Here is a 7,900-nt window from a genome sequence, read left to right on the forward strand (position 1 = left end):
AGATTAAATTTAAAAATTAAAGAGATAATAAGATTCAATCGGTGCTATTTAGATTTCACAACATTTGTCAAAGAGCCGATTAATATAACATCTTTTTATTTAAATTTTTAAGGGTATCAATAAATCTCCTAAATCTGATTGGTACTCTGCAGCTTTTTTGTAAATTTTTAAAAGTTTATTATATTTTTCTATATTTTCAGGGATAGGTTGAACTTCCTCTGTAATGTCATGTACTTCATCAATTTTATCAAAATTTTCCCAAAGTCCAGTTCCAACTGCTGCTACTGCTGCTGCACCTAAAGCAGCTGCCTGTTGATCAATGTTAGATTTAATTATTTTCATCTCATATAAATCAGCATATATTTGACGCCATAATGGACTTTTACTGCCCCCACCAACTAACAATATTTCATCATGAATATCTGTCATTTTTCTTAATTCATCTAAACAAAGTCTTAACCCAAAAGCAATACCTTCCATAGAAGATCTCAAAATATCTGCACGAGTATGTTTTAAGTCAAGCCCAATAAAAGCACCTCTAATATTTGTACTTTTGTCCATAGGCATTCCCCCACCTAAGCTAGGGTTAAAGAGTAATTTGTTTGCTCCAACTGGTGAAGATGATGCTTCTTCATTTATTAAATCATATATATCTTTTGATTCTTTTTCAGCTCTATTTATAAGATCTTTTGCCATGTTATTTTTTACCCATTCAAAACTTGTTCCAGCAGAAGCTATAGCTAGTGCAGAAGCAAACATACCTGGAACAACATGATCAAAAACATATGGTCTTGAATTATCCTCCAATAAAGGCTCACTTGAAGAAACTGCTATCCAGGAAGAAGAGCCTAAAGAATTATATATTCTTCCTTCTTTATAAGCCAAAGCACCTAAAGCCATACAGGAGTTATCAACACCACCAGCAACAACTTTTGTTGTTGGGTTAAGTCCAATTTTTTCAGCGATTTCTTTCTTTATTGTTCCAATCACTTCTGTTGAAGGAACAATTTCGGGAAATATAGAAGAAGGTAATTCACTAGCTTCTATTAAGCCATCCTCATAGGCACCTTCTTTTAAGTTGTATACTCCAGAACCGGATGCATATGATTGATCTGTGACAATCTTACCTGTTAATTTGTAATTAATATAATCTTTAGTACCAATTATTTTATCTATTTTTTTATACATTTCATATTCGTTATCTTTATACCACATGATCTTAAAAACTGAATATAATTGTGGACCAAAACCATTTCCAGTTATATTATACCACTCTTTTTCATCATATCTTTCAAAAAATTTTTCAGCTTGTTTAACAGCGCGTCCATCTGACCAAATAGGTGTTTTTTCTCTTAATAATTCCCCTTCTTTATTTAAAGGGACTACTCCCAAACTATGGCCTGAAATACCACATGCCACAATATCATTTTTATCAACACTAGCTTTGTTTAATAATCTTTTTGTACTTGTGACAACTGCTTGCCACCAATCATTAGGCTTCTGTTCATGCCAACCATGATGTGGATAAGTTGTCTTATATGATTCATAAGTTTCATCTAAACAATTGCCTTGAATATCATAAAGTGAGGTTTTATTGCCGCCAGTTCCTAAGTCCCAAGCGATAATTTTTTTAGACATTTTTTCCTCCTTTTATTGTTGTTTCTTCATCAACTTTTTTCACAATTTAATTTCTATGATAATACTGATTTATACCCCCCTATAATATTTTTTTCAAAATGCTTTCTAAAACTATTAATATCTTTAATTTATATAATTATATATTTAATAATTTAGGCCTAAACTAAATTTCAATCTCACCAGCAAAATATTCTTTGAATTGCTCTATAATTTCTGGCCCTCTACTTAACCCAAAACGACGCACACCTAATTTATACATTTCAATTAATGTGTAAATATCTCTTATACCACCGGCTGCTTTAATTTTAGTATTATCATCAATAGCTTCAGCAATTAAATTAATATCAAAAAGATTGGTATCTCTAGAACCATATCCAGTACCAGTTTTGACATATTCTACTCCAACTTCACCGCCAATTCTAGTACCTTCTTTAATTTCTTCAGGAGTAAGATAAGATACTTCCAAAATCACCTTCAAAGGTTTTGGTGCAACTAGATTTACTAATTGCTTAAGTTCATTATATACATATTTATAATTTTCTGATTTTAAAGCGCCAATATTGATTACAGTATCCAGTTCATCTACACCTAATTTAAGCGCTTCTTCACATTCTTGTAATTTGGATTTAGTGGTAGTTGTTCCAAATGGAAAGCCTATCCCTGTTCCCAATTTTACTGAACTATTTTTAAGTTCTTTTTTTGCTATTGACAGGTTTGCTGGCAATACAAATGCAGCAACAAAATTATATTCAATTACTTCTTTGCAAAATTTTACAATCTCCTTTTCAGTCACATAAGGATCGAGTTTGCTTTGATCTATCATCTGCGCAATATTTTCAACTGTAATTTTCATGTTAATCATCCCTCTTATAATATAGTTGTCTCAAATAAAATTAATTTTTAATAAATATCTAAATCTTGTTTTTGATTTAGGTGGAGAGGTTCACTGTATTTATAATAATACTTATATTTGTAATATTAGATAAAGGAAAAAGATAACCTGCAATAATAGAAAATTTTAGATATTATTAATTATAAATTGGAGTAATCCTTAATATTAATACAAAGCCAATTACAAAAAATACCACTTTAATTTTAAAGCAAAGGGATTTAAAGCTCGACGGAGAAATTGAAAGGACTTTTTATCAAGTTCCCTATCCCAATTGCCTAATTTAATTAAAATTAATGATATAAATAAAGGGCCAAACGCACCTGTTAAAGAAAAAAGAACAGCAGGAAATTCCAAATAACTCTGATCTGTAAAAAAAGTTAAACCAAAAAATGTCCAGGTCCAAATTATTGTTTTAAGGCTTAAAAAAATAATAATTGATATCTATTTATTATATTCGCTATATTGAAATATTATTCTTCATGAAAAAAAGACCAGTAATCATAATTAAATATCAATATTTTTTCATTTACCTCACTCCATTTCACATCTTCTCAAATTATTTTTCAATGATTTCTCTACTCTTTTCTGCAATTAGCTCAGGATAGTCAAGATGAATATAGTGATCTGCATCAAGCATAAAGTGTTTTCCTCCGCTTGCTTTTGTATAAGAAATTATACTATCTCTCCAGTGTTTTTCTTCATTTTTAGTAGAAATAAAAGCATAGAAAGGGATATTTGGTATTCCCTGTTCAGCAACAATTTTTGAGTTGTTGTCTACTAGATCTACTTCTTCCCACATATTTTTTGTTTGAACCCTGCGGAAAAAAATGGTCCTGGCAATTTCAGCTTCTTCTTCTGTTAAATGTCCTTTTTTCACAGCATGAAAATTATTTTCAAAAACATCTGCTTGATTTCTCACCAAACCTGTCCTTGTCAGTATTGTTATTAAGGGGGATAAAGCAGGTTTTTCTTCTGCCTGCTCAATATAACCTGGAACAAGAGGATCTAATCCAATGATGGCTTCAATTTCTTCTGGATAAAGAATAGCCCAATATAATGCTTCCAGTCCAGCCAGAGAGTGAGGAAACAAAACATAAGGTGTTTTTTCACCCGCAAGCCTTAGTGCTCTTCTGCTTTCTTCAAGAACTTTTCCTATATCTCTGGGACTGGAGCTAATATCGCTCCAACCATATCCAGCTCTCTCTAAAATAGCAATGCGGTAATCATCTGATAATTTATTGTAAAGCACTTTGAAATCATAAACTGGTGAACTAGTTCCAAGACCTGACATAAAAACCAGAGTTTTGCTCCCTTCACCTTCTGTATAAACATGCAGCTTGTTTCCGTCATCATTTACATCAACAAGAATACCAGGTGCTGGATATTCATTTTTTTCCTGTTCTACTAATTTTCTATGTTCAAAATAGCTGCTTCCAATTATAAATGTTATACTTACAACTAAAAAAATTAATGATGCTGTTAGGATCCATTTAAATATTTTCACCTTTTTCATTATTATTAACCTCTTTTGCTTTATAATTTTTAATAAGTTCTTCCAAAAAATTAATTACTTCATTAATTATTTTATAATCTACCAGTTCTATTTTATCTTCTTTTGTATGTATAATATTATCTATCATTTCAAAAATTTTTTTTGAAGTCAAAGCAACAGTCGCTATATTATTCATCTTAAACAACATATGGTCACCCTCAACCCAAGGGTCTATTATTTCAAAGTTTTCTCTTTGATCAATTAATTTATTAATGATCATCTCATTTTCTTTAGGCAGTCCCATTTTTGCTACGGCAGTTTTACTATTCATTAGACCTACACCATCACAATTTATTGCTAAAATTATATTATTATCTTTAGCTAGATACTCCTCCATATATTTTATCTGTCCCGGAGTAGAATAATAATCTTCACCATTTAAGAGCAATAACTCAAGGCAGCAATCTATTATTTCTGGTTTTATTAGCTTGCTCAATAATAATAATATTACAATACCGGTTCCATTATCAAGAGCCCCGGGAGTCCCATACTTTGTATCCAGATGTGCGGTTATTACAATTTTTTTATCTATATTTTCATTTATCCTGGCAATAATGTTTGATCCAGTTGAGGGAATTCTTTCTGCTTTAATTGTTAAAGCAATTTTTGATTCAGATTTAAATATTCTTTTCCCGACATCTTTAGAAACATAAACACTGGGTATATCAAAATCACCGTCTTCAAAAACTGAAGTATCATTATCAACTAGCGTAATTATTGCTGCTGGATTTTTCTTTTCCAATAAATTTATAATTTTTTGATGATGTTCAGGATTATAAAAAGCAAAACTCTTGGGCATTATTTGTTCAGCAGTGAGTTCTCCAAACAAAACTGCTATTTTATTCTCTAAAAATGATTTTTCTAAATCATCAATTGTTGATAGTTTGACATATTCTGCTTCAATCTTACAACCAGGAGAATAATAAGAAGCTTCAGCACTAATTTTTTTACCAGCAAATAAAAGTTCTACCCCTTTTTCATTCCAGTCGATACATGAGAAATTTTGTTCCTCAACACGATATCCATTTTTTTTAAAATAAGATTTTGCGTATTCCGCTATTTCTTTGTTTTTTAATGATCCTGTTAAGCGCTCTCCATATTCCAAAACAATTTTTTTCAACCCACTTTGTAATTCTTCAATAATTTTTGATTTCATTAAATCATACCACCTTAAAATTTTAAAATACCAAAATTTTAATTAATAAAACAATAGTATAAAACTATTTAGTATTTCAGCTTTGGAAATAACAACTGAAGCAACAAAATGAATATAGCTTATTAAAACATCGTTTAAGGATATCAGATACTTATTATAGAAAGTTATCTTGTGTTTTATGTAGTGTTTGAAAAAGAAAAAATCTAATAAAACTCCGCAAAGAGAAATAGATATTGCGCTTAACAGACTTAATTCTATCAAGTGTGGTGAAACAAAATGGAATTTATAGATCATAAAGATCTTAAAAATGAACTTTTTGAATCTGAAGAAGTTAAAGAAGAATATGAAAAATTGAATGTTATGTATGAAATAAAAAAACAAATAATTAGGTATAGAATTGAAAATAATTTAACTCAGAAAGAATTAGCAGATAGAATAGGAACTAAACAGTCTGCCATCTCCAGACTAGAAAATGATGATTATAATCCGAGTGTTGAATTTCTTGATAAGGTTGCTCACGCACTTGGTAAAAAACTTGAAATTAGATTTAATTAACAGTGCTGAAGGTCAACGGTACTGTTTTCTTTATGCTATAAGTTTTTAGTTGTTAAAGCGTTTGCTACGGTTTCATATAACGTTCCTGGAATTCGTGCTCGTGACTGGTTCCGTAGAAACTGGCCTAAAGCTTGCGTTTTCATACTAGTAATTGATTAGCCTGCAGGCTTTATGACAGAAGGCATGACGCCAATCCCATGTTATCTAATCGTTTGCTTCTTTTGACCTTCTCTTTATATAATTATTTATTATTTTTCTTTTACCTGCTTTCTTTTTAGTAATACAAATGTTATAATATAGTTGAGGTGATAAACTATGAAAACTATAAAATTAAGAAAAGTTGGTAACAGCTATGGCTTTACTATTCCTAAAGACCTTAAAGAAAAATATAATCTTAAAGAAGGGGAAGAACTTCATATCATTGAAAATGAAGATGGTTTTACAGTAACCCCTTTTAATCCAGAATTTGAAGAATGGGCTAAAGTTTTTGATAAGACTAACCAAAAATATAAAAATACTCTTAAGGAATTAGCTAAATGAATGATATTAAATTTATACCTAAAGACATAATTCTTTTTTTCCATGAGCAACTTGTTAAAATTTATGGTGGTAGTTCTGGTATTAGAGATGAAAATTTATTAGATTCAGCTCTTGAACAACCTAAAGCAACTTATCATGGTAAATATTTACATGATTCATTACTGAAAATGGCAGCAGCCTATGGCTATCATTTTTGTAATAATCATCCATTTATTGATGGAAACAAAAGAATTGCTTTTGTAGCTATGGACTCTTTTTTACAAAAAAATGATCTAGAAATTACAGCTTCCGAAAAAGAAGCTTATAAAATGATGATCAAAGTAGCTTCTGGCCAGTTATCGAAAAAAGAACTAACTTTATGGCTTGAAAATAATACAAATTCAATAGAATGATAAACCTTCTGAGTTCATTAATCAGGAGGTTTTTTGTTTCACAATCTACTAATCGGCAAATGTCAGATAACGTTCTGCGAGCACCTAAAGTTGGCGACCACCAGGAAGCAATTTGGATACAGCGAAGCGTAGCCGGGTACTCGCTGTTAAGTGCTGTTACTCCAAATCACTCAGCAGGTAATTTTTTAGCAACATAAAATCCATAACTTAAATAATCTTTATACTTTTTGTATAAAGCAATTTCTTGGTTCTCTTTTTCTACAATAGTTTTAGCCACATCAGAATTACCATGTTTGTTCAAAAAATCATCAAATCGTTTTTCCATTGGATCATAGTAATTTTCTACCCAGCTATTTTCAGACAAGAAAAAGAATCCGACCGGTGTAAAACCGTTTTCTTCGAGTATTTCAATTTTTGCTGATGCAGTATCAATTTCGGGATATTCATTATTCCAGTGCTCTTCTATTTCTTTCGGTCTATTTTTTGTTTTCCAAGTTATTTCACTTACAGCAATATAACCACATGTTTTTAAAAACTTTTTCCAATTCTTTATTCCCGACTCAAATCCCATATTATAAATAGCACCTTCCGACCATAAAATATCATATTCCTCTTTAGCAAAAGGAAGATCTTCCATAGACTTTTCCAGAGTAGAAATTTTATCTTCCAGGTTTAAAACTTTTGCTCGTTTTTCAAGTTTTATTAAGAAATCTGAAAATAAGTCGACTGCTGTTATCTTTCCATTAAGATTTTTTGCGAGTGTTATTGTTTGAGCTCCAGAACCACAGCCAATATCTGCAATCCTTAAAGTTTTGTCAGGGTTAATATCAATAAAGCTTAATGCCTTTAAGGTATCTTCATCACTACCAGGACCTTGTCTTTCAGCATTAACATGGAAATCTATTAATAGTTCAATCTCTGTCATTTTAATACTCCCTCTTTTTTTGGAATAAGATTTTTGGGCAATTGCACTTAACGTCCCTGGGATTTAAGAAGTTCATGAAGCTTAAAGCGACTGCCCTTGCCGAATGAATTTGCAATGGAGCGCAGCGGAATCTTCAATCCCATGTTATGTGATGTCAGAATATATTTAAATCTATTGGTTGTATAATTAATGTTGTGAAGAAAAAATTGTGAATTTAAAAACATCTAAATAAAAAAGGCATTTGCCTGGC

At 30.7% G+C, this 7,900-nt stretch carries 8 protein-coding genes; 3 read left to right on the plus strand and 5 right to left on the minus strand.

All coding sequences use genetic code 11. The annotated features are described in order from the left end of the window. Window positions 1–99 precede the first annotated feature (99 nt). The 4 genes from LJ207_RS11955 to LJ207_RS11970 form a co-directional block, all read right to left on the minus strand. Window positions 100–1,638, minus strand: coding sequence for a xylulokinase (locus LJ207_RS11955; protein ID WP_229346730.1), 1,539 nt, complete (start codon window positions 1,636–1,638; stop codon window positions 100–102). A 163-nt stretch (window positions 1,639–1,801) separates the two neighbouring features. Next, a complete protein-coding gene (deoC, locus tag LJ207_RS11960; RefSeq protein ID WP_229346731.1) occupies window positions 1,802–2,491 on the minus strand; it encodes a deoxyribose-phosphate aldolase in 690 nt (229 codons plus the stop codon). Window positions 2,492–3,086: 595 nt separating this feature from the next. Beyond that, window positions 3,087–4,043: an alpha/beta fold hydrolase gene (locus tag LJ207_RS11965; RefSeq protein WP_229346732.1), complete on the minus strand. Its 957-nt coding sequence runs from the start codon at window positions 4,041–4,043 to the stop codon at window positions 3,087–3,089. Beyond that, window positions 4,021–5,238, minus strand: a complete 1,218-nt coding sequence (locus tag LJ207_RS11970; protein WP_229346733.1) for a M28 family peptidase — start codon at window positions 5,236–5,238, stop codon at window positions 4,021–4,023. The genes LJ207_RS11965 and LJ207_RS11970 overlap by 23 nt, the downstream gene beginning before the upstream one ends. 276 nt (window positions 5,239–5,514) lie before the next feature. Here LJ207_RS11970 and LJ207_RS11975 point away from each other — a divergent pair, with 276 nt between their 5' ends. From LJ207_RS11975 to LJ207_RS11985, 3 genes are all read left to right on the plus strand, one after another. Continuing rightward, window positions 5,515–5,793: a helix-turn-helix transcriptional regulator gene (locus tag LJ207_RS11975; RefSeq protein ID WP_114490474.1), complete on the plus strand. Its 279-nt coding sequence runs from the start codon at window positions 5,515–5,517 to the stop codon at window positions 5,791–5,793. A gap of 315 nt (window positions 5,794–6,108) precedes the next feature. Next, entirely contained in the window at window positions 6,109–6,333 is a 225-nt protein-coding gene (locus LJ207_RS11980; protein WP_229346734.1) for an AbrB/MazE/SpoVT family DNA-binding domain-containing protein, read from the plus strand. Beyond that, entirely contained in the window at window positions 6,330–6,725 is a 396-nt protein-coding gene (locus LJ207_RS11985; RefSeq protein WP_229346735.1) for a type II toxin-antitoxin system death-on-curing family toxin, read from the plus strand. The genes LJ207_RS11980 and LJ207_RS11985 overlap by 4 nt, the downstream gene beginning before the upstream one ends. 166 nt (window positions 6,726–6,891) lie before the next feature. Here the strand turns inward: LJ207_RS11985 and LJ207_RS11990 are convergent, their stop codons facing one another. Beyond that, complete coding sequence (locus LJ207_RS11990; RefSeq protein ID WP_229346736.1) at window positions 6,892–7,650, minus strand: class I SAM-dependent methyltransferase; 759 nt, start codon at window positions 7,648–7,650, stop codon at window positions 6,892–6,894. Window positions 7,651–7,900: the final 250 nt, after the last annotated feature.

The organism is Halanaerobium polyolivorans, assembly GCF_020711195.1.
In the GTDB taxonomy this organism is placed as follows: domain Bacteria; phylum Bacillota; class Halanaerobiia; order Halanaerobiales; family Halanaerobiaceae; genus Halanaerobium; species Halanaerobium polyolivorans.

What these genes read in the sequence shown, in the direction of transcription:
- LJ207_RS11955 (WP_229346730.1), bottom strand. Translation starts at nt 1,638, where the DNA reads ATGTCTAAAAAAATTATCGCTTGGGACTTAGGAACTGGCGGCAATAAA.
- deoC (WP_229346731.1), bottom strand. Translation starts at nt 2,491, where the DNA reads ATGAAAATTACAGTTGAAAATATTGCGCAGATGATAGATCAAAGCAAA.
- LJ207_RS11965 (WP_229346732.1), bottom strand. Translation starts at nt 4,043, where the DNA reads ATGAAAAAGGTGAAAATATTTAAATGGATCCTAACAGCATCATTAATT.
- LJ207_RS11970 (WP_229346733.1), bottom strand. Translation starts at nt 5,238, where the DNA reads ATGAAATCAAAAATTATTGAAGAATTACAAAGTGGGTTGAAAAAAATT.
- LJ207_RS11975 (WP_114490474.1), top strand. Translation starts at nt 5,515, where the DNA reads ATGGAATTTATAGATCATAAAGATCTTAAAAATGAACTTTTTGAATCT.
- LJ207_RS11980 (WP_229346734.1), top strand. Translation starts at nt 6,109, where the DNA reads ATGAAAACTATAAAATTAAGAAAAGTTGGTAACAGCTATGGCTTTACT.
- LJ207_RS11985 (WP_229346735.1), top strand. Translation starts at nt 6,330, where the DNA reads ATGAATGATATTAAATTTATACCTAAAGACATAATTCTTTTTTTCCAT.
- LJ207_RS11990 (WP_229346736.1), bottom strand. Translation starts at nt 7,650, where the DNA reads ATGACAGAGATTGAACTATTAATAGATTTCCATGTTAATGCTGAAAGA.